This window comes from Segetibacter sp. 3557_3 (genome assembly GCF_004354985.1).
In the GTDB taxonomy this organism is placed as follows: domain Bacteria; phylum Bacteroidota; class Bacteroidia; order Chitinophagales; family Chitinophagaceae; genus Segetibacter.
In genome coordinates this window covers 1,163,914-1,185,585 of the sequence record NZ_SMSK01000001.1, presented here as the reverse complement: position 1 = coordinate 1,185,585, position 21,672 = coordinate 1,163,914, and the positions used below count along the sequence as shown (strand labels likewise).

Here is a 21,672-nt window from a genome sequence, read left to right as displayed (position 1 = left end):
CTACTACCGCTTCCCGGTAATTGGATACGCCTGCAAAACTATACTAATGCTTTTGGATAGCAATTTGATTTACTTTTACAAAAACAAAAAATATGAAGCGAATCGTGCTGTTTTCACTTGTTTCTATTATGGCGGCATGTGGCGGCGAAGATAAAAAGACCGAAGTTGACAAAGATGTTCCTTTGGTGCAGTCAAAGAATACCAGTGCATTTAGCGAGTCATTCAAGTCGTTGTTGACGAGCTATTATGCATTGAAGGATCACCTGGTACAAACGAATGACAGCCTGGCGACCTCGTCGGCACAGCAGGTAGTACAGGCTGCAACCGGCTTACAGCTTAAAGACCTGAAAGCAGATAGCAGCATCGTTGCAATGACTAAGACCTATGTTGAAACTATAGTGGCCGAAGCACAAGGACTTGTTGGTGAGAAAACGATTGAGGAAAAAAGAAAGTCTTTTCAAATGATCAGCGACAATATGTATGACCTCATACGGACCGTACGTTACGACCAGGAGGTGGTTTACCACCAATATTGTCCAATGGCATTTAGTGATGCCGGTGCTTATTGGCTAAGCAATACTTCAGACATCAAAAACCCCTATTTTGGTAAAAAGATGCTTGAATGCGGTGAGGTAAAAGACTCGCTTGATTTCAGGGTACAATAATCAAAATCTCAACGTCCTTTATCAATGCTATTCTTCTGACCCAGCCTGTGTCCGGATTTTCGATCGTTGCGGGCTCTACAGCATAGCATTATAGGGTATATCAGTTGAACAAGGCGGTTTAAATAACCTAGATAATTGCTAAAGAAAAACCTCCGGCGTCCCTGGAGGTTTTTTGCTTCCGGAAGTTGCGGTTCACCAGTGCCGATTTCGACAAAATTGAACAATAGGTACGCATCTGGTGTAAATTTGCATGGCTCAATCCCCGACCCCTTATGAAATTATTGCTGACTGTTGCTTTAATGTGTTCGTTCTTCTTCCTGCGTGCACAAGATAGAGTCACTTTGAACGGGTATATTAAAGACTCGCTTACGGGTGAAACGCTCATAGGTGCAAACTTATCCATCAGGAATGCAGGCAAAGGTGTTACCTCCAATCAATACGGATATTTTTCGTTAACTGTTGCAAAAGGCAATTATGAACTGGTATGTTCGTTCATCGGCTATCAAACCCAAACCATAACACTCGCTCTAAACAGCAGTCAGCAGCTGGACGTTTTACTTGTTCCGCGAAACTTTATCATCAATGAAGAGGTAGTTGTTACCGGGCGCAGAAGAGACAACAACGTGAAAACGGCTCAAATGGGCAAAATCGATTTGAGTATGGAGACCGCCAAGTCACTGCCGGCTTTCCTTGGTGAAGTTGACATCATGAAAACCCTTCAGCTGATGCCCGGTGTACGGAATGCCGGTGAAGGAAACGCGGGTTTTTATGTCCGGGGAGGAGGACCGGATCAGAACCTTATCATCCTTGATGATGCGGTTGTTTATAATACCGGACACCTATTTGGCTTCTTCTCCGTGTTTAATTCAGACGCTATTAAAAATGTCTCTCTGATCAAAGGTGGGATGCCTGCGCAATATGGTGGACGCCTGTCGTCGGTAGTTGATGTAAGCATGAAAGAAGGTAACCTCCGCAAAACCCAGGGAGATGCAGGGATCGGTCTGATTGCTTCAAGATTCTCTATCCAGGGACCATTAAAAAAAGACAAGGCATCTTATATCCTGTCAGCCAGGCGTACTTATATTGATGCGCTGATCAAACCATTTGTTGCAAAGACGGCGAATGCTTACGGTTCAGGTTACTATTTCTACGATCTGAATGCAAAGATGAACTACATCATTTCCGACCGGGACCGGATCTATATAAGCGCATACGCGGGCAAAGATGTGTTCACTTTCAATAACCAAAAGCGATCATTCAACACCAATGTTCCATGGGGCAATGCCACCGCAACCGTAAGATGGAACCATGTTTTCAACCGTAAATTGTTCGCCAATGCCACAGTAGTATACAACGACTACAATTTTGCATTTTCCGCAAAACAAAACGATTTTCTCATCAAGCTCTCCTCAGGTATCCGCGACCTGAATGCAAAAGCCGATTTCGACTTCTTCGCCTCGACGGCCCACAAAATCAAGTTTGGCGGACAATACACTTACCACACCTTCTTTCCAAACATATTAACCGCTGAGCAGGGGAATACGAGCTTCACCCCAAATAATGTAAAGCTGAAGTACGCCAATGAATATGGAGTTTACCTCCAGGACGACTGGGACCTTAGCGAAAAGCTAAAGCTGAACTATGGGCTTCGTTACAGCCACTTTCAACAGGTTGGTCCTTACACGAGCTATATAACAGACGAGAATAGCAACAAGCTCGATAGTGTAAGCTTTAAACGCGGACAAACCGTAAAGAACTATGGTGGACTGGAGCCGCGTGCCACCATTCGCTATGCGCTCGATGAGTCTACTTCAATTAAGGCTGCGGTTACCCGAAACCTCCAGTACATCCATTTGGTAAGTAATGCCGGTTCAACTTTGCCTACCGACCTTTGGGTGCCAAGTACCTTCCGGGTTAAACCCCAGATTAGCTGGCAATATGCAGCCGGAGTTTTCAAGAACTTCAATAACAACATGTTCGAAACATCGGTTGAGTTTTATTATAAGAGTATGCTCAACCAAATTGAATATAAAGAGGGCTATGTTCCATCGTTAAAAGACCCTGAAGAAGAATTTACGTTTGGGAAAGGCTGGAGTTATGGATCGGAATGGTTCATCAACAAGGTAAAAGGAAAACTAACCGGCTGGGTTGGATATACGTTAAGCTGGACATGGAGAAGATTCGAACAACTAAATGATAATAAGAAGTACCCCAGCAAATTCGATCGCCGTCACGATTTAAGCGTTGTTGGCACCTATACATTCAACAAGCGGTGGAAAATGTCGTCGATTTTCACTTATGGAACCGGGAACGCAGTGTCAGTTCCTGAACGCTTTTACTTCTTTAATGGAATACTTACCCAGGAAAACAGCCGGATAAATTCATACCGGTTAAAGCCCTATCACCGCATGGACTTCTCCGCTACACTTACCCCGGAACATAAAAAGAAGCGCAGATACACCGACAATTGGGTGTTTAGTATTTATAACATCTACAGCAGGCTTAATCCTTATTTCATTTATTTCGATCAGCAGGGAAGTGCGTTCAACGGCGATCTAAAGATTGAGGCCCGGCAGGTTTCATTGTTCCCGATAATTCCCGCAGTTACCTGGAATGTACAATTTTAAGGTTGCTGTGAGGGTCGAAACTCAATATTTACCACAGCGTTTTTCTGCTCTGTAGAGGTAATGAAAAGTTCATATCGCTTGTTGCCGGCGGTAATAATCATTAATGCAGTATTTGGAGGAATTTGGCCCAGGTTTTCTGCGACCATTACAAATTCATGAAGGGGCTCATTTTCATTAGCCTTTATATTAAAGCTGATCGGTTTGTCGGTCAGGCGCTTCCGGGAGACAATTAATTGATTGTTGTAGTACACACTGATGGTATCGCCGTCGATATCACCGTTATCGTAAAGCTCAATTTTCAGGTCACGCTCAGCAGTGTAAATTGTTTTAACCAGTTCGTTGCTACGCTTCTTTAAGATCTCGGGCTTGGGAATTAATCTTGGTTTAACCGGTTCATCCTTTGGCTTTGCAATCTCTTCTTTCACCGAAGGTGGCGAAATGATTACTGGTGGCGTACCAGATGGTCTCGTTTCACTCCTGGTGACCGCATCTTCTGCACCTGGCTTAAGCTTCGGTTTAGCTGAAGCCAGAGGTGGTTTAGGGGAAGTTACAGGCGGCCTTCCAGGTAAGGTGCGAGGTTTTGCCGACGCAACCGGGGGTTTGGCGGTGCCAACACGTGGTTTGGCTGAGGCAACAGGAGCTTTAGCGCCCGGCTTTGTTACCGGGGTACGCGGCTGTACACGGGCCGTAGCTGTAGAGGGACGTTTCGCAGGTGGAACAGGTTTCTTTAGCGGGGTTTTTCTCGCCAAGTCCTGTTGTTTTTTAAGCAGGTCGTTTTCCTTTTTAAGCAGGAAATCTTCTTTTTCAAAATCGGTGGTCGTTTTACGTTCAAGGTAAACCCGCCCTTCCCCGCAATCGCCTCTACCATTTACATGGCGACTTGTATATGTTCCGGTTAGTGTTTCAAGTGTACCCATTTTTGCATACTCCAGGTAGCAGGTCATCAGGCATGGGGAGCTTTGCCCTTCAATCTTTAGTTCTACCAGCGCAAGCTCATTTAAAACAACGTTATTGGTTTTTGGAGTATAGATGCCCTGGAAGTTCGCTTTGCCGTAAAAAACGGTTGTTTTATAAGAATAAGTAACGCCGCGAAGGGCGTTGTTAACTGCCTGGTCGATCTGGATCTCAAACTTATATCGCTCGTCTGAGAAACCAAAGCTGCTCTGGGCAAAATGCCCACGCCAAATTCCCGTGAGCGTTTGACCGCTGGCGGTGATGGCAAGAAACACAATAAAATTGACCAGCGTAAACTTAAATCTCATGTAACAAATGTATGGTTGCGGTTAGCATTAAGTGCACAAAGAAGCGTTAAGGTTTACAGGCGGATATTGGCAGAAATGGTTGGTGAGAATATCGGAGAATAGGTCACAAAAATAAACCGCTAAGTGGTTAAACCCGCGGTTTGATTTTATAACGTTAGCATTATAAAAGTAAAGCTAATCAGGCAATGCCTTTAAGTTTTTTCACTTCTTCTGTAAGCTTTGGAACAATTTCAAATATGTCGCCTACGATGCCATAATCGGCTGCTTTAAAAAAGGGTGCTTCAGCGTCTTTATTGATTACTACAATCACCTTGCTTCTGTTCACTCCTGCCAGATGTTGAATAGCGCCGGAAATGCCAAGGGCAACGTATAAATTGGGCGATATTGCTTCGCCTGTCTGTCCTACGTGCTCATGATGTGGGCGCCAGTTGCTGTCTGCTACAGGCCGGCTACATGCCGTTGCTGCACCCATCGCTTTTGCCAGGTCTTCAACAATCCCCCAGTTTTCCGGTCCTTTTAAACCACGGCCTCCGCTAACCACCACTGTTGCCTCGGTAAGCGGAACTTCACCGGCAACTTTATCGCTCGACGTTACTTTTACTTTAGGGCTGTCGACTGTTATTGTTGTAGGGACGACCTCTGCAACACCGGTTCCCGCTACTGCTTTGTAAGCATTTGGATTAAGCGATACAATCTTGATGTCGGTATTTAGTTTAACAAAGGCATAAGCCTTGCCACTGAAAACATTTTTCTTCACTACAAATCCATTGGTGGTGTCAGGCAGCCCAACGGCACCTGCTACCAGCCCTGCTTTTAACCGGGCCGACAACCTCGGTGCAATGGCCCGGGCAGTCAGGTTATGGGCAAACACCAGCACGGTTGCGCCCGATTGTTGAACCACTTCTGCCAGTGCTTTTGTGTAAACCTGCGCATCGAGGTGGTTGAGAGCCTCATTTGCTACGTGGTAAACCTTTTTAACACCGTATTGGCCCAGCGCGCCAAGGTCGTCAGATACGCTGCCCAAAACAACTGCCTCGGCGGTGGTTCCGGTAAGCTCAGCGATCTTTGCGCCATATGATAATGCTTCGTAAGTTGCTTTCTTTATATGTCCTTCTGCCTGGTCGGCAAATATGAGAACTGCCATGTCAATTTTTTTTAAGGGATTAATTGGAAGCTGCTACTGTTGTTCAATGCTGAAACCATGGTAAAACTTACCCGGTAGAAGATCAGATTACACGAGCCTCTTCGTGTAATAAGCGAACAAGTTCACCCACATTGTCGGCACTTACCATCTTTACGCCGGCCTTTGCGGGCGGGAGTTCGTAGTTAACATAGGTTGTAAGTTTCTCTGCATCCACCGGCTCTACAACCTTAAGTGGTTTGGTACGCGCAGCCATAATGCCACGCATATTGGGTATACGCGCGTCGGCCATACCCTTCATACAACTTACCACTACAGGCAGACTTACTTCGTTTGCTTCTTCACCACCGTCAATTTCGCGGCTAAGGTTAGCGGTTGTACCATTCAGGTCGAGTTTTGACGCTGCAGAAATATATGGCAGATCAAGGAGTTCGGCAACCATGCCGCCGATAGAGGCACCATTATAATCGATGGTTTCTTTGCCTGTCATTATCAGGTCGTATCCACCCTGGCGGGCCACTTCCGCTATTTGCGATGCGATGTAAAAGCTATCAGAAGTTTCAGTGGTATTAACGCGTATGGCCTCGTCGCCACCCAGTGCCAGCGCTTTGCGGATAATGGGATCAAGGTCGGCACCACCTACACTAAGCAGGTGCAGCACAATGGTGGGGTCCTTTTCTTTAAGTTCAATTGCACGCACCAGCGCATACCATTCGTCGTATGGGTTTATGATCCATTGCACCCCTGCTTCTTCAAGTTGGGTATTCCCATTTTTGAAGGTTATTTTTGCCGTGGTGTCCGGCGTTTTGCTGAGACAAACTAAGATCTTCATTTGCTGAATTTTTTCAAAGCTTTGTACCCAACTTCAGTAAATCAATGGCAATAATCGATGTGGTAACGAAGGGTAAAAGCTCCCGTTCAAAAAAAGTTGTTTATGCAACTAAATGCAAATATAACTGACGTTTTATTTACTACAACAGCTTTAATAATTTATTTTTTTTGTGTATGGATAAGATCGGCAAGCTTCACGAATTATTAAAATTCAGCCCGGATGATAACTTTCTTCAGCATGCGCTGGGGCTCGAACTTATCAAGATAGGCGATGAAATTGCAGCAAGAAAATTGTTTGAAACCATTCTTCATCGCGACCCGGGTTATGTGGGAACATATTATCACCTGGCAAAATTGTGCGAGCGGGTGGGGGAAGACAGTCTTGCAAAGGAATGGTACGAAAAGGGTATGGTCGCTGCAAAAAAGGCAGCCGATCACCATGCCTACAATGAATTGCAATCGGCCTACGAGGACCTGATTTATTGATTTTTTTGGTTACCGGCATTTTTCCAAAGCCAGGCCCCGGTTGTGTCACTCACTTGTACCGCAATGCTTGTTTCAGCTTTTTACCGCGACTGGCAAACTGGTGTTCTGCCCCGGTTATATCGGGGTTAAAGCTGGTTGTAGCAAGATGTTAAAAGCAGCAAAACCGGGTTCGCGTGTCCTTGTGCGATCGCTTTTCAGCTTTACGGCGCATGCACAAAACCCTATATTTGCCCGTATAGATAAACATATATGAGCGAAGAAAAGAGCCTGAATTTTATTGAGGAGATTATTGAAGAAGAACTGGCATCGGGTGCGCGCAAGTCAGTTGTTACCCGTTTCCCTCCCGAGCCTAACGGCTACCTGCACATCGGTCACTCAAAAAGCATATGCCTTAATTTTGGACTAAGCGCCAAATACGGTGGTACAACCAACCTTCGCTTCGACGATACAAACCCTACCACAGAAGAAACAGAATACGTTGACAGTATAAAGGCCGATATCAAATGGCTTGGTTTCGAATGGACAAATGAACTGTACGCATCCGACTATTTTGAACAGCTTTATGCGTTTGCCGTTAAACTGATCAACAAAGGCCTCGCCTATGTTGATGATAGCACAGCAGAGGAAATAGCCGCACAAAAGGGAACACCAACCCAACCGGGCACGGGTAACGAATACCGCAACAGAACCGTCGAAGAAAACCTCGACCTTTTTGCACGCATGCGTGCGGGAGAATTTCCCGACGGCGCAAAAGTGTTACGCGCAAAAATTGATCTGGCGAGTCCGAACATGCACATGCGCGATCCACTCATGTACCGCATAAAACATGCACACCACCATCGCACTGCGGATACATGGTGCATATACCCGATGTACGACTTTGCGCATGGGCAAAGCGACAGCATTGAACACGTTACGCATTCTGTATGTACGCTTGAGTTTATTCCTCATCGCGATCTTTACAATTGGTTTATTGAGCAGCTGGAAATATACCCCAGCCGGCAATATGAATTTGCCAGGCTGAACCTCACCTACACGGTAATGAGCAAGCGGAAGCTGCTCCAGTTGGTTAACGAAAATCTGGTTGATGGTTGGGACGACCCAAGGATGCCAACCATTGCGGGTTATCGCAGGCGCGGGTACACACCCGAAAGCATTCGCGTGTTTTGCGATAAAATCGGTGTTCAAAAAAGAGAAAACATTATCGACCTCAGCCTGCTGGAATTCTGTATCCGGGAGGACCTGAATAAAACTGCCCTTCGCCGCATGGCAGTGCTCGAACCCGTAAAACTGGTCATCAATAACTATCCCGACGGACAAACAGAGGAGCTGATGGGAGAAAACAACCCGGAAGCAGTAGATGGCGGGGGTAAGCGCAAAATCCCGTTTGGCAAAGAACTCTGGATCGAACGCGAAGATTTCATGGAGGACCCACCAAAGAAGTTTTTCAGGTTGGGTGTTGGGCTAACCGTAAGGCTCAAGTATGCCTACATCGTTAAATGCACGGGTTACAAAAAGGATGAGGCGGGCAACGTAACCGAGGTATACTGCGACTACATACCTGAAAGTAAAAGCGGTAACGACACCAGCGGGATAAATGTAAAAGGCACCATCCACTGGGTTTCTGTAAAAGATGCTTATACCGCCGAAGTAAGGTTGTACGATCGCTTGTTCAGGGTCGAAGATCCAAATAAAGAAGAAGGTGATTTCAAATCTTACCTAAACCCCGATAGCCTCACGGTGCTACCAGCCGTGTATATAGAGCCATCCCTGCGCGAGGCAAAGTTTGATGAACGTTACCAATTCCTGCGAAAAGGCTATTTCTGTCTTGACCAGGATAGCTGGACGGATAAAATTGTATTTAACCGCACCGTTTCCTTAAAAGACTCGTGGGCGAAAGAAACCAAGAAAGGTTAGGTCATGCCACGAGGCACCCCGGCAATATGGATCTGTTAAAAGCATTCCACCACGAGATCAGCAAGCTTGCGCCCGGAAGTGCGCAGCCATTTTACCTGGTTGCAGTAAGCGGTGGGGTAGACAGCGTGGTACTTTGCAACCTCTTTCAACAATCGCGCATCAACTATGCAATAGCTCATTGCAATTTTCAGCTTCGTGGTGACGAAAGCGAGAGGGATGAAGCTTTTGTTCGATCACTGGCAGCAAAGTACTCTCGTGAAATATTCGTCCAGAAATTTGATACCGGGAAGTATGCATCAGAAAACCGGCTTTCTACACAGGTTGCTGCCCGCGCCCTGCGGTATGCATGGTTCAGGAGTTTACTAAGTGACAAGGGTACTCCAGGCTTTATTGTGACTGCACACCATGCCGACGATAACATTGAAACTGTGGTAATGAATTTCTTCAGGGGAACGGGGCTGAAAGGGCTTGCCGGGATGGACCGGCATTTTCAGCAGGTATTCCGCCCGATGCTCGACTTTCGAAAGAAGGATATTTTAGCCTACGCGAAAAATCATGCACTCGAGTTTGTTGAAGACTCATCAAATGCTTCAAGCAACTATACCCGTAACTATTTCAGGAATGAACTATTACCTGCTTTGCAGCAAGTGTTTCCCGAAGCAGAAGAAAACATACTCAGGAATATTCAACGTTTAAACGAGGCGCAAATGGTGTACGAGGAAGCCATCGCGCCAAAGCAACGGAAGCTTATTGAGGTCAGGGGAGACGAGGAGCATATACCAGTTTTGAAGCTGAAGCAGTTTCAGCCGCTGCGTACAATGGTGTGGGAGATCATCAAAACAAAAGGATTTTCTGCTGCGCAAACCGATGAAGTTATCCGGCTCCTCGATGCCGGCAATGGAAGTTATATCGAGTCCGATGATTATCGCATTTTGCTGAACAGGAAATGGCTTATCCTTTCGCCAAAACCTGGGCAGGACCCCGGGGCGATATTCCTGGTCGAAAGTACCGACCGCAACGTTCATTTTGAAGGAAAGCAGCTAGCCATTCAGCCAATCCATGTTGACGCATCGTTCTCAATTCCGGGCTCACAGCAGGTTGCCTGTGTAGATGCAAAGGAACTCCAGTTTCCGTTGATGCTCCGGCGTTGGAAGACCGGTGACTATTTCTATCCGCTCGGTATGAAAAAAAAGAAAAAGCTCAGCCGTTTCTTTATTGACCAGAAGCTTTCCAGGATACAAAAGGAAAATGCCTGGGTGCTCGAAAGCAATAAGCGGATCGTGTGGGTGCTCGGGTACCGGATAGACGATCGCTTTAAGCTTACTAAAGCAACCTCAAAGGCAATCCGGTTTTCGCTGGAAGACTGATGTAAACGACTTTCCCGTTGAGCGATAATCTGAATACTGCTAATAACATACAGGTTGTATAAGGGCTAACGTTTGGACTACATTTAAGGTCGCGCAGCTTGTCACCTATAATTTTCCGAAAGGTTCTGGATTAAACAGATTGTCACAGATATATTTAATTGTGACAGAAACATCATTTAACATGTTTTTTGGTAGATTAATGTTCAGCCTTATTAAGGTGTGACGAACAAACAATTCGGGTCGACGAATAAACGAGGGCGGTCAGAATTGGTGATATCCCCATTGCTAATTCAGTATAACGGATACACGCAATTGCCCTATTGATTTACACACCTGGATGAATGGAGAGCCGCTTTGAATTGAAAACTGAAGATCCGCATTGCTTTGCCGATGAAGTGATTGCGACGCAACGATGACGCTATAGAAAACCAATGCAGGTACCAAAAATGGATTAAGAAGATGTGTTCACCACGAACAGCTACTAGTTAAAGTAATTCATTACTTCCAGGTAAAAGTGGGTGAGTGGATTACGGGTCGTAAGCGCGAATGAGGCCACTATATAAATCCCGACCCCGGCAACTGCGCCAAAAATATGTGCCGAATGGTTGATGTTTCCATGACCACGTTTTGCTATGTAAGCTGAAATAATCAGGAACAGAGGGCCGAAAATAAACCCGGGAATCATAAAAGGAATAAACAGGATGCCCATTCCAGCGGTCGGCATTAACATTATTCCTGCAAATACCACTGCTGAGACCGCACCGGAAGCTCCAAGACTGCGGTAATAATGGTTGTGCTTATGTTCAACATAGGTTGGCAGAAGACAGAGGAATTGCGATATCACATAAAGGCTGATATAAACGATAGGCCCAAGACTTCCAAACACAATATTAAATCCCCGCTCGACAAATTCGCCAAAGCTGTACAGCGTAAACATGTTGAACAGCAGGTGAAAAAAGTCACCATGGATGAGCGCACACGACCAAAACCGGTACCACTGGTTGTGCTCCGAAACAGCCGGTGGATCAAAGATCATTGTTGCAGTCAGACGTTCATTTGAAAAAGCTAAGAAGGAGAAAATACAAGTAATGGCTATGATGATGACGGTAATACTAAACATAGGGTGCCAAGATACAGGTTTTATACATGGTGATACTTTTCGTTCCTGATGATGGTACAGGCACGGTATACCTGTTCAGCCAGGATGAGGCGCACGAGTTGATGAGGAAAAACAAGAAGTGAAAGTGACCAGACGAAGTTAGCCCTTTGTGCAACCGACTCGTGAACGCCAAACGCACCACCAATCAGGAAGACCAATTGCCTGACGCTGTTGTTTGCACGTTGTTCAATAAAACCTGCCAGCTGGGGCGAACTTTGTTGCTTACCGGTTTCGTCAAGCAAAACCAGGTAATCTTCCTTTTGCAGGGCACTTAAGATGTTTGCGGCTTCGAGTTTCTTAATCTCTTCGGGGGTAGAATTGGTTGTTTGTTTTGCGGCCGGTATCAACTTCCATTCGAGCGGGTAATATTTTGAAATCCGCCTGGTAAAGTCATCGACACCCGGTTTTACATATGGTTCGTGTACTTTACCCACCGCCCACAACTGAATTTTCATACTCCAAAGTTAAATGAACTGTTTTTTGATCATGAGGCATAGGGAAGAATTAAATTGCATATACAATTGTAGTTATGTATCACCTGCTGACGTGTGGCTTCCTCCTTAGCGCTCTTTGTTGCTTTGCTCAACCCGCGAATAACCGTATATTTCTCAACAATCAATTTGCCCGGGAAGTGCGTGGCGACAATACCGCCAGCTTTTACCAGAGCCCGCAAATGAACCGGTACGACCTTAAGTATCTTAAACTTGATTTTACCGTTCAGCCGCCCGGAAGGGCAATCAGCGGTAGTTGTACTTACCGGGCATTGGTTAAACAATCCCTTGATACCTTCGTTCTTGAGTTGCGGGATCATTTGACGGTGGACTCGGTTTTCGTAAACGGCACAAGGCGCGTTTTTGACCGCAGCCCCAACCACATCAATACGATTGTAAGCCCCTCCATTCCGGCTGGAGCCACTATAGAGGTAACTTATTTTTACCGCGGCAATCAACAAAATGGCATTCACAGCGGAACAAATATGGCTACCGGGCTTACTTACCTGGCAACTGTTTCAGAGTCGTTCCAGGCTAGAGAGTGGTTCCCCGCCAAGCAAGTGCTTTCCGATAAAATCGACTCTGCTGAAATCTGGATTACTACCAGCGACACCAACCTCGTCGGTTCAAATGGCTTATTGCAGTCGACGGTAAACCTACCGGGCAATATGCGGCAGTACCGGTGGGCAACTCGTTATCCTATGGCTTATTACCTGGTATCTTATGCAGCCGCCAACTACCTTTCGTATACCAATTATGCAAAACCACGTGCAATGGCGCCGGACTCGGTGCCCATTCTCCATTACCTTGGCAAAACCTCCGGCTATTTCGCGGGTGTAAAGGGGCAACTGGACAAAACACCTCCGTTCCTCGAAAAAATGAGTGAGCTGTTCGGCCTTTATCCATTCAGCCGCGAGAAGTACGGGCACTCACAGGCATTTATTGGCGGAGGTATGGAACACCAAACCATGACCACGTTGAGTAGTTTCGATGATCACCTCGTTGCTCATGAACTCGCTCACCAATGGTTCGGCGACAATGTTACCTGTGCTACCTGGAACGACATATGGCTGAATGAAAGCTTTGCCACATACGCCCAGGTTTTAATGCAGGAATACCTGCAGCCCCTTTTTTCAACCACCCCTGCAAAACAGATGAGTGATGTTCACCAACACATTATGTCGGCACCGGGTGGAAGCGTTTATATTGCCCAGCAAGACCTTTACGATGAACGGAGGATATTTGACAGCCGCCTTTCTTACAACAAGGGGTCAGCCGTACTGCATACTTTAAGGTTTGAGCTGCAAAGCGACACCCTTTTCTTTACCATACTTAAGCGCTACCAGCAGCGCTACAAAGATTCTGTTGCTACAACTGTTCATTTTAAAAAAATTGCGGAAGAAGTAAGTGGACGTGACCTTACCACTTTTTTCAACCAATGGATATACGGCGAAGGTTTTCCTGAGTACACCGTGGTATACAACCGAAAAGGAACAGACTCACTGGTAATCCGGGTGAGTCAAACCAGTTCGATGCCAGCAGTAACACCCCTGTTTCAGGGACTGGTTGAATTTAGAATTAAGTCGGATGCTGGCGATACCCTGGTTAAGCTAAACCTGACCCAGCTTAGTCAAACCTTTAAGATACCTTACCGCAAGGTGCCCTCAGGGTTAGAAGTAGATCCTTTTAACTGGATTGTGAACAAGACCGGAACCATCCAGATGGGTGAACCTGAACAAGAAGTCAATTATCTAAGTTTGCAGCTTTCGCCGAACCCGGCAAGAAACCTTGTAGTTGCGCGATTTCTGCCTTCGACGTTTAGCGAAATCGCGTTGGTTGACGCTGCAGGAAGGCGATTATACACCCGGAAAGTGGGGGCGACGGAAACAGTGTCAAGTATTCCGCTATACTTTCCTCCCGGAGTTTATTTTATTACAGCATGGTCTCAACAGGAACGGCAAACCCGTAAACTGGTAATCGTTCGATAGGATCGCGCCATAATTGAACAGAACGTAAATCGGCCGCGGAAATCCGCGGCCGATTTAGTATAGACTTAGCAATCAGGTTGTTGGGTCCTGAGAATGGGTGCCCTCAATTTCGTTACAATTGCTCGGTGTAGACCATTCCGGTAGAGCCATTAAGTACATCATTTAATAAAAAGTTCTGGTCGTTTGCCGGGCCACTTACTTTTACTGCTCCATCCAGATTCAGGTCAGCGGCTGAATAAACATTATCGATCACCTTGCCGATGGAACCACCCAGCAGGTCATTTAAGATATGGTCCTGGTCGTTTTGCGGGCCTACGTACCGAACATTACTGTTGCTGTTAGAGTTGCCGGCGCGCATGAGCCACCTTCCCCCTGCTTCAACCGTTGATGTATAAGACTGGTTTTGGAAGGCTTTTGTTGCTGCGGAGGTGAAGTCATAATTTCCTGCCCCCGAGCTGAAGTCGATTGCACCCGATGAACGAATTCCTAAATGGTTACGATGCCTGACCGCAACAAAATATTTGCTTGCGGACACACCCTCAAACCTGATTTGTGTATCTGTTCCATTTTTTTCTACCACCGTGCCGTCTTTTTTTAGCAGGGCCGCTCTCCGGGCAACAACGGATGAAGGATTAGCGCTGTCCCGAAGTTCAATCAATACCCAGTCAACAATGTCGGGGTTAGACAGGAAGAAGTTCTCCTTTACCGACTCGTTTCCGGAATAATTAAATGGTGCAGTGTTAAACGGGTGTGATTTTGCATGCGTTTCCAGGATACCCTCGCTGTTGAGAAAATTGTTCATGGTGCCGCTTGCGCTATTGTAGGCGCCCTGGAGGAAGACCTTGCCACTAAATGAAACGGCGGCTACCGGCGCTATGGAAGGCTGCTCACACTGTGCTGCGTTGAAGATGTCGACACCATATTGAACCATTGCTTTGCCATCGTAGTGTGCATAATCAAACAGACCGTAGCTGTCGGTGTCAATCAGCACAGCGTTATTTGCCGGATCCGAAGCGTACTTGATCTGTGCATTTCGAACAAAGTCACGATAAGGGAATGCCGGGCCGGGGGCATTTACTTTACCGATTACACGCTTGTACGGATTTAATGGAAGTTTGTTTTTCTCTGCGATACTCTTCCATAATGTATCAAAAGCGGAGAAGAAGCTTGACAAGGCTTCAAAGTATTGTTTGGCGCGCGACTCCGCAGTACCCTTTGAGTCATTTTCACCCCCCACCCATATGATCGCTTTAAGGTCAAGTTCGTAGCCTTTCGCAAGCGCCTGCTCAACAGCCATCGGCAACCATTGTGTCAATTGTGAAAATCTTGAACCTTCTCCACCGGTATATGGAAATACGGGTTTCCAGTCGACAACCATGGATGTATTTGCTTGTCCTTGTTTGTACAGGAATCGCTGACGGGGCTGCTGGTCCTGGAGGCATTTCATAAAAGCAACCTCGGGTCCGAATTGGGTAAGGTCAGCATAATTCTCGCACATCGTATTTACACCCGGGGTAAGTGGTTCGATCTGTGCCGAAAATGCACCCCGGCCAGGATTCCAGATATCAGTTAATGGAATTACATTGTTGTAAGTCTGTTTGTCCTGGTCCGTCATTAACGACATTGGGGTCCATCCGGCATTTGACTCTCCAAGGAGTACATAAAAGGGTACTGTAGCCATTTCAATGAATTTTGGTTTAAATGATGAGCGGGTAAAATAGGGCGCTTTATTAATGAATCAAAGCACTTCATAAATTCTATTCACCACCGGCAATTTTCTTTTCACAAATGTGGTAACGGCCGTTAACGGACTGGAATGGCAAAAATCGCTAACTAAAATTTATACAGTGAAGGGAATAAATTTATGCATTAACCCGCACTTCGTGTGGGTAGTTTTTGGTTCTTATCCCTATTACTTTCTTGCGCACTAGCCCCTTTTTCATTTTTTTTTGCACATTGGTGAGTGCTGGCTTCATCAACAGAACGGCGCAAAGAAATCTTGCTACCTGGTGCAAATTTTTTTAATCAATATCAATTTGCCGGTCATTTCTATTTCTGAAAATTAGGCGCATTAATTCGCCGTTAAAATCCATAATCAAGTGAATTAATAAACGTTTTCACAGGCTCGTCCGGAGTTAGCATCAAAGACGTTGTTGGTAATTTAATTTTAGAAAAAAATTCAACGACTTTCTTGTACCTCTTAATGGATCAGGCTTTTTCAAGCAAGTCTGCTTTAATCGCATATTGACATTGTTCAAGTGAATAAAGTTACTTGTTTATATAGAGGGCTCATTTTACCTGAATTTTATTGCTTTTTTTTTCAGGAATCAAAAAATAAGTGTGCACATTAAAAAAGTGGGGTTCAATGAGCGTGTACATTACCCAAAATCTAAGACCGTAGATGGGTTTATATCTCTCGTCGGAGAATGCAATACATTTTACTGTTTCCGCGGGTTGTCCGCCGATGGTTCAAGTGTCCAGATGTCGTTGCTATACACAAATCGGGGTTGCCCCGGCGTACCACCATATTTGCCGCCGGTAAGAAAAATTTTCCCCTGGTGAACCGTTGCAGCAATTCCGCCGCGGGGTGTCCATGGTGCCGCTTCACTCGTCCATTGTTTTCCATTTTCACTAACAAACACCTCACTTGAAAATTGCTGATTTCGATTGCATCCGAGTAGCCATATTTTATTGTCGAAAACGATAGCTGCATAACCAAAGATATTTGCACCAGCAACGATCTGGTCGGTTTCTTTCTGCCAGTCCAGGCCGTTCACAGAACTCCAGACATCGTTGTTCAACAGAAAGAGTTTGCCATCCAGTTCAACCACCTGGCTGTTACTCCGCCTGCCAAACGGCAGGCTATCTTTTACCTTCAACCAGGTAACAGCATCGGCAGAATTCCAGACGTCGGAAAATATGACACCATCTCTTTCGCCACCAATTATCCATATTTTATTTCTAAATACAAATGGGTGATAGAAATAGCGTGCAGGTAAATTACTATTGAGTGTAATTGTATCCCACTTAATATAATCTTCGGTTTTAAATATAGCCGGAATAAAGTGGTACTGCTCTATATTGCCCTTGAAGAACCCAAGACCGTAAATGGCATTCCGGAAATAAACATAGTCAAGGAAGCCATGGTTATGAATGGCATTTAATAGGGGAGATTCCTTCCATTGCATACCATCAGCCGAGTACCAGGCGCCGTCGTGATGAAAGCTCCACAGGGTGTCACGAATACTAAACAATTGAAAGTTGTACGATGGTTTCCATGGTCCGTTGTCCACAAGTCTTTTCCAGACATAGTTGCTGGAATACCCGGACGCTTCATGCCTAATATTAGTATGGTGCACCGAAGTTTCGTGGCATTGAACTACGGAAAAAAGCAGCAAAACAAAAGCATGAATTTTCAATGTTAATCAAATTACAGGTAGGAAAGATAGCTGCCTGAAGCGCAACTTTAATTAACGCATAGATGCATTAGTCGCGCCCGCTTTTGATGGTTGATCATCTGTTAACTTACAATTATAAATTGATTTTTCCATTAACCTACTTGTTAAATTAAAAAGCAATTTTGCGCATGCATGCTCCGGCGTTTGCACCAGGCAGTATAGTGCGTCCAGCACCTTGTCGGCGACTTAGGGGTTCAAGCCTTGTAGTTATTTGATCACCCCTTAATTTACGTACCTATGTACTTTAGGCGTCAACCCGTACGGCTACCGGTTCTTCTGAATGATAGTGGTACATTAACCGTAATTATTTAGTTTGCTTCAGACAGAGTACCGTTGCAACAACGGTACTCCATTTCGTTTAGGTTATCGGTAATTTGGATTATGTACGAGGCAGGACAAAGGTGTGCGCTGAACGATTGCTTCTCGTAAAGCAAGCATATTGACCAGGCGAAAGTAAATGTAACTCTTTCCCAAGCTGCTTCAACTTCATGGGTGTTTTACGAAATATTCATTTATGCTTCTTCCATAGCTTTTAGGTCCAGCTTTTTCATTTTGAGCACAACATTCATAACACGTTCTGCTCTTGCAGGGTCGCTCATTAACGCTCCGATATTTGTCGGTACAATTTGCCAGGAAACGCCAAACTTATCCTTTAACCAGCCACACCTGCTTTCCTGTCCGCCCTCCGTCAATTTCTCCCAATAATAATCTATGTCGTCCTGGGTATCACAATTCACCACAAATGAAACGGCTTCGTCGAATTTAAATTGGGGCCCACCATTTAATCCCATAAACCTGCTTCCATTTACTTCAAATATTACGACCATCGGCGTATCGGTAATAATCGTTGCGTCTTTGAAAACCGAACAGTAGAAATCGGCTGCTGCTTTTGCCTGGCCATCAAACCATAAGCACGGATAAATTTGATTTGTCATAACGTAATTTTTAGAGCGGTATCGAATAGTTATTACTGCAAGTTTACGTCGGACGACTTACGATTAAAAGGGTGTAAAAGGACGAATAAAGGGTTAAATGCGCCATGAATTCCGCCTGGCAGGGGTGCGTTGGCCAGCTTGTTAAAAACTTTGGTGGTCCTATTGGGGATTGTTAGAAGATGAGGTAGCCAGGACGCTAAGTCTTGGGCCGGTAATTGGCCTGGTATTGTCTCCCGGACGCCGACAAGTCTATCGACCCGTTTTCTGTTTTACATAGGTCTCCTGGTGACCGGCATCATAAGCATAACAGCCCGAAATAAATGTAAGTTTTTCCGCTTCAATTTTGAAGAATACCTTGTCTGCAGTTGTATCGTTGTTGTAGATGATGCGTTTTGTAAATTCTCCTTTAGGAAGTACCATGCAAACGCTGGCCTCAACCGTGGTATCTGCCACTACAGTATACTTACCACTTTTAACGAGTTGCCCGGCCTCATACATTTCAAAATCTGTTTCCGTAAACTTAAGGTTGTTGCCATTGCCGGGTGGATGTTTAGCAACACCCGGGCGCATACCACCCGAACTTTCACTCAGCGTCCATGTTCCAAAAAGCGAAGCCTGGGCAGCCTGGCTATTGGCACCATTGTGCCGGCTGCAACTTTGTAGCACAACAATCGCAACTATTACCAACACTATCGTAGAAACTCTTTTCAATGGATCAATTTTTAAACAATCGGATCACGCATTGTCAGCGAATATACCATAAGGGATTCAAGTAGCGCTAACGAAAGCAAAGTGAAGTTAGCCCAGGTTTCGTTTCAAAAACCTTCTTGCGTTTGTTAACTCGGGTCGTTCTTTGTTGCCGGGCCCAACCGTTTCAATCAATTTTTGGTAATATGCTGCGGCTTTGTCGCTTTCGCCTGATTGTTCGGCTGCAACCCCGGCACCATACAAGGCGTTAAATCGGTTTGGGTGTTTCTCCAAATCTTGTTCATAAGCTTTTAAGGCTTTGTCCGCCTTGTTCAACTGTAAGTAAAGATCGGCGCAGAGTTCCCTTGCCGGCAACACTTCGCCCGGTGTGGTGGGGTGTTTTTCTGTGCTGTCTTCCATGTCGGCTGCGAGTTCCATCAATGCAATTGCTTCGGTCCGCTTACCTTCTTTACACCGCAGCCATGCTTCAGCCGTTTTTATTTGTATCATCACCTGGTTGGCTTTATACGGATCTTTTTGTTCGATCAGCGCGGCGTGAAGGGTATGTAGATTTTGCAAACCGGCCTTTGCACGAGCAAGGTCGCCGGTGTGGATAGCACCCATTGCACGGGTGAATTGAATGATTGCATTTTGCCAGGGAAAGTTTTTCCAAACGATGTTTGCATTATGCACTTTCAATTGAGCTGCTTCTCTCCAACGTTTATTCTCGAGCAATAGCCGCGAGGGGATCGCTGCGAAGGCATAGGCCACTTTAAAAGTGACGGGCTGAACTTCGTTAATTGTTTTCAGGTATGCCAGCTGCCGTTGTGCCGCCTCGTTATCACCTTTTTGCAGGTAGCCATAAACCAGGTAGTCTAATCCATGAATTTCTTCATCCCAGTGCCCCTTCATACCGTTTGCGTCGGCATAACACTTTGCAGAGGCAACGGCTGCAAGGTTCGATTTTATACAATCTTCCCAAAGTCCCAGCCTGGTGAAAATGTGCGAGGGCATATGCAGCGCGTGCGCCGACGAAGGCGCAACAGCCGCGTATTTTCTTGCCGCCAGCAGTGCGCGTGCTGCGAGCTCAGGTGAGTCGTAGGAATGAATAATATAGTGTACCACCCCGGGATGGTTGGGTTCGATATCATAAAGTTTGTCAAGGATCGCCCCCGCTTTTCTCTGCCTGGTAAACGCCTTATCCGACGGGCTTGCAGCAGCATTCAGTGCCAGGGAATAAAACAGCGCGGCCTCTATATCATTGGGATAGGTGGTGTACAGTTTTTCCATTGCAGCCTCAAACTTTAAACAACGGCTGTAATGGTCAAGCGTTGACCAATCGTCGTAGAAGGTGCCAATGGCACTGATATAATCAGCCTCCTTTTGTGTTTTCCCCGCTATTTGCCGGGCGATTTTCAACGCCCTGGCGCCTTTTGCCAACTCATCTGCTGTTGGCGGTGCCCATATCGGATGAAAGTTAGCCATTGCCACACCCCAATACGCCATTGCGCAACCCGGCTCCATCCGGATGATAGCTGCAAATGCCTTTTCGGCTTCGTCGTATTCAAAAGAATGCAACAGTTTCAGCGCAAGTTCAAAATCTGCTTGACGCTCGCTGCAGGAGATACTAAACCGGACGGTGCCAAATTCATTGCCTCCACAGGAGATGATGTCACCCGTTTTAAGTCCAATCGCGCTCAGTTCGGCTTTGGTGGGCGCTGAAGCTTTTTGGTGGCACCCGATAACAAGCATAGTGAACAACACCATAGCCAGCCCGGGTATGTCGAGGCTCAAAATGCTGCTTGTTGTTTTAAGGTGAGTTTGTGGCATCTGCACCGGAATTTTAAGGGGTTTGAAACCTTTGGGGGCTTTAATATACGCAATGCTTTTGGGGCGTGCAATGCCGTTGTTGAACAGGGTTATCCTGTTAAAACGGAGCGTCGCAACGGCTGCCGGATATTAGCACAGAAGCTCAGTACAAAAAAAGTTCCCTCACCTGGTCTTCAGCCTCCTGAATATTCCGCAATCCCGTTTGTACAGAGCTGGTCGACTTAGCTTAATTTTCATTGCTTCAGTCGACCTGAACAGTTGCCGAAAGCTAAACCTGGCGGTTACGTAACGGTTGTCACAGGAACAACTTTTCATGCCGGTTTTTAAAAACTGGCAGCTTGACCAACAATTATTTTACCTTATTTCATAAAAATACCCCGGCTCACATACTCAAAGAAGGAAACATGATCAGGTACAGGTGCCATACCGGGCACGCTTATTCTGCCGAAAGCCTGCTCACTTCCATTACAGAGAATATTGAAGATACCCTGTGGGGGGCAATTCGTGGTGTAGAAGAAAGCGTCTTGTTATTTAATAACCTGGGGGACCATTACGCGGAAAAAAATGAGCCAAAACTTGCAGCCATGTACTTCAAAAAAGCGGCCGACGCCACCCATCGCGCAAACCCGGTACGCGATATCGTTACCAACCATGAACAACTAACAAAAGACAGCATTAGTGAACAGGCTAACGAGACCTGGTGAAGCTTGCGAAAGCAAACTTGAAGTGAATTTTTTGGCTACGGGCATTTGTTATTTGTGCACCAGTTGTTGCGTCGCATTCCGTTCATCTGAATCTTTTCATGGCGTCGGAAAACTCTTCCCACAT

At 45.8% G+C, this 21,672-nt stretch carries 17 protein-coding genes; 7 read left to right on the top strand and 10 right to left on the bottom strand.

The features are described 5' to 3' along the window. Positions 1-92 precede the first annotated feature (92 nt). On the top strand, positions 93-665 hold the full coding sequence (locus EXU57_RS04280; RefSeq protein WP_133266903.1) for a DUF3347 domain-containing protein: 573 nt from the start codon (positions 93-95) through the stop codon (positions 663-665). A gap of 272 nt (positions 666-937) precedes the next feature. Further along, positions 938-3,292 (top strand): TonB-dependent receptor, encoded by a 2,355-nt coding sequence (locus EXU57_RS04275; protein WP_133266902.1) that lies wholly within the window; start codon positions 938-940, stop codon positions 3,290-3,292. On the opposite strand, the gene EXU57_RS04270 is transcribed toward EXU57_RS04275, so the two are convergent. From EXU57_RS04270 to EXU57_RS04260, 3 genes are all read right to left on the bottom strand, one after another. Next, positions 3,289-4,554, bottom strand: coding sequence for a hypothetical protein (locus EXU57_RS04270; RefSeq protein WP_133266901.1), 1,266 nt, complete (start codon positions 4,552-4,554; stop codon positions 3,289-3,291). The two genes, EXU57_RS04275 and EXU57_RS04270, sit on opposite strands and share 4 nt — an antisense overlap. Before the next feature lie 178 nt (positions 4,555-4,732). Next, positions 4,733-5,698: an electron transfer flavoprotein subunit alpha/FixB family protein gene (locus EXU57_RS04265; RefSeq protein ID WP_133266900.1), complete on the bottom strand. Its 966-nt coding sequence runs from the start codon at positions 5,696-5,698 to the stop codon at positions 4,733-4,735. An 82-nt stretch (positions 5,699-5,780) separates the two neighbouring features. Continuing rightward, a complete protein-coding gene (locus EXU57_RS04260) occupies positions 5,781-6,527 on the bottom strand; it encodes an electron transfer flavoprotein subunit beta/FixA family protein (protein WP_133266899.1) in 747 nt (248 codons plus the stop codon). 173 nt (positions 6,528-6,700) lie between these two features. Here EXU57_RS04260 and EXU57_RS04255 point away from each other — a divergent pair, with 173 nt between their 5' ends. From EXU57_RS04255 to tilS, 3 genes are all read left to right on the top strand, one after another. Further along, complete coding sequence (locus tag EXU57_RS04255; protein WP_133266898.1) at positions 6,701-7,012, top strand: tetratricopeptide repeat protein; 312 nt, start codon at positions 6,701-6,703, stop codon at positions 7,010-7,012. A gap of 249 nt (positions 7,013-7,261) precedes the next feature. Next, a complete protein-coding gene (locus EXU57_RS04250; protein ID WP_133266897.1) occupies positions 7,262-8,929 on the top strand; it encodes a glutamine--tRNA ligase/YqeY domain fusion protein in 1,668 nt (555 codons plus the stop codon). A gap of 26 nt (positions 8,930-8,955) precedes the next feature. Beyond that, on the top strand, positions 8,956-10,296 hold the full coding sequence (tilS, locus tag EXU57_RS04245) for a tRNA lysidine(34) synthetase TilS (RefSeq protein WP_133266896.1): 1,341 nt from the start codon (positions 8,956-8,958) through the stop codon (positions 10,294-10,296). 481 nt (positions 10,297-10,777) lie between these two features. Here tilS and EXU57_RS04240 read toward each other — a convergent pair whose 3' ends face one another. Together EXU57_RS04240 and EXU57_RS04235 are read right to left on the bottom strand one after the other, a co-directional pair. Further along, the gene (locus EXU57_RS04240; RefSeq protein WP_133266895.1) at positions 10,778-11,416 is read right to left on the bottom strand and encodes a rhomboid family intramembrane serine protease; all 639 of its coding nucleotides are present in this window, start codon (positions 11,414-11,416) and stop codon (positions 10,778-10,780) included. A 20-nt stretch (positions 11,417-11,436) separates the two neighbouring features. Continuing rightward, positions 11,437-11,910 carry a 23S rRNA (pseudouridine(1915)-N(3))-methyltransferase RlmH gene (locus tag EXU57_RS04235; protein ID WP_133266894.1) on the bottom strand — a complete coding sequence of 158 codons (474 nt, stop codon included), beginning with the start codon at positions 11,908-11,910 and terminating at the stop codon, positions 11,437-11,439. 74 nt (positions 11,911-11,984) lie between these two features. On the opposite strand from EXU57_RS04235, the gene EXU57_RS04230 reads away from it, so the two are divergent. Beyond that, entirely contained in the window at positions 11,985-13,934 is a 1,950-nt protein-coding gene (locus tag EXU57_RS04230) for a M1 family aminopeptidase (RefSeq protein WP_133266893.1), read from the top strand. A 112-nt stretch (positions 13,935-14,046) separates the two neighbouring features. On the opposite strand, the gene EXU57_RS04225 is transcribed toward EXU57_RS04230, so the two are convergent. From EXU57_RS04225 to EXU57_RS04205, 5 genes are all read right to left on the bottom strand, one after another. Then, on the bottom strand, positions 14,047-15,615 hold the full coding sequence (locus tag EXU57_RS04225; protein WP_133266892.1) for a sialate O-acetylesterase: 1,569 nt from the start codon (positions 15,613-15,615) through the stop codon (positions 14,047-14,049). A gap of 757 nt (positions 15,616-16,372) precedes the next feature. Beyond that, complete coding sequence (locus EXU57_RS04220; RefSeq protein WP_133266891.1) at positions 16,373-17,353, bottom strand: hypothetical protein; 981 nt, start codon at positions 17,351-17,353, stop codon at positions 16,373-16,375. 551 nt (positions 17,354-17,904) lie between these two features. Beyond that, entirely contained in the window at positions 17,905-18,327 is a 423-nt protein-coding gene (locus tag EXU57_RS04215) for a VOC family protein (RefSeq protein WP_133266890.1), read from the bottom strand. A gap of 249 nt (positions 18,328-18,576) precedes the next feature. Continuing rightward, complete coding sequence (locus EXU57_RS04210) at positions 18,577-19,038, bottom strand: hypothetical protein (RefSeq protein WP_133266889.1); 462 nt, start codon at positions 19,036-19,038, stop codon at positions 18,577-18,579. 87 nt (positions 19,039-19,125) lie between these two features. Beyond that, positions 19,126-20,844, bottom strand: a complete 1,719-nt coding sequence (locus EXU57_RS04205; protein WP_207955380.1) for a tetratricopeptide repeat protein — start codon at positions 20,842-20,844, stop codon at positions 19,126-19,128. A 338-nt stretch (positions 20,845-21,182) separates the two neighbouring features. On the opposite strand from EXU57_RS04205, the gene EXU57_RS04200 reads away from it, so the two are divergent. After that, complete coding sequence (locus EXU57_RS04200; protein WP_133266888.1) at positions 21,183-21,548, top strand: hypothetical protein; 366 nt, start codon at positions 21,183-21,185, stop codon at positions 21,546-21,548. The last annotated feature ends 124 nt before the right edge of the window (positions 21,549-21,672 follow it).